General features: G+C 66.7%; 1 pseudogene. It reads left to right on the top strand.

Features of this window, described 5'->3' with window-relative positions:
- Positions 1-89 precede the first annotated feature (89 nt).
- Positions 90-617: pseudogene (locus CWS39_RS28355) on the top strand (peroxiredoxin); the annotation flags it as partial.
- Between the last annotated feature and the right edge of the window lie 170 nt (positions 618-787).

Below are 787 nucleotides of genomic sequence, written 5' to 3'. Positions count from 1 at the left end.
CATCGCCCGGTGACCGGGCAACTGCTCGGCGTTGACCGAATTGGCCGAGTCGCGCGTCGCGCGGCGCGTCCCGGCGTTAGTCTTTGCCGATGATTGCGGGCGAGAAGGCGCCTGATTTCACTCTGTATGACCACACCGGTCGACCTCGGACCCTGTCTGCGCTTCTTTCCCACGGGCCGGTTGTGCTGTTCTTCTTCCCGTTGGCGTCCTCACCGATCTGTACGGCGCAGGCCTGTCATTTTCGCGACCTGAGCAACGAATTCCACACGGTGGGCGCCCAGCGGGTGGGCATCAGCACCGACACCGTCGACAAGCAGGCCCACTTCGCCCAACAGCGCTCGTTCGACTATCCGCTGCTCTCCGACGAGGACGGCGTGGTGTCCGAAATGTTCGGCGTGCGCCGAGGCAGGTTCGCCAAACTGCGGAGATCCGTCGTCGCGCGCGAGGCGACCCGCCAGCGCCGCCGGCACAGTCGGCGCCGCGGTCTGCTGGCCCGGTGGCTGCCGGTCAGACGGACCACGTTCGTCATCGACACCGACCGCACCATTCTCAAGGTCATCTCCAGCGAGCTGCGCGCATCGGTGCACGCCGACCAGGCTTTGTGGTTCCTGGAGAACCACAAGGTGCAGCACGGTGCGCCACCTGGCCGGGACAAACACGCCGATGCGCATCGGCCGATCGGCGACTGGTTCACCGAACCGGAAACCGCGGACCAGCCGAGCCTGGTCCGGCCATACGCGCTGACGGCAGGCCGTACCGACGCTGGTGTGGACCTGGGGCTGGATGC

This window comes from Mycobacterium hubeiense, assembly GCF_002838065.1.
GTDB classification, from domain to species: domain Bacteria; phylum Actinomycetota; class Actinomycetes; order Mycobacteriales; family Mycobacteriaceae; genus Mycobacterium; species Mycobacterium hubeiense.
This window is presented reverse-complemented; position numbering and strand designations above follow the sequence as displayed.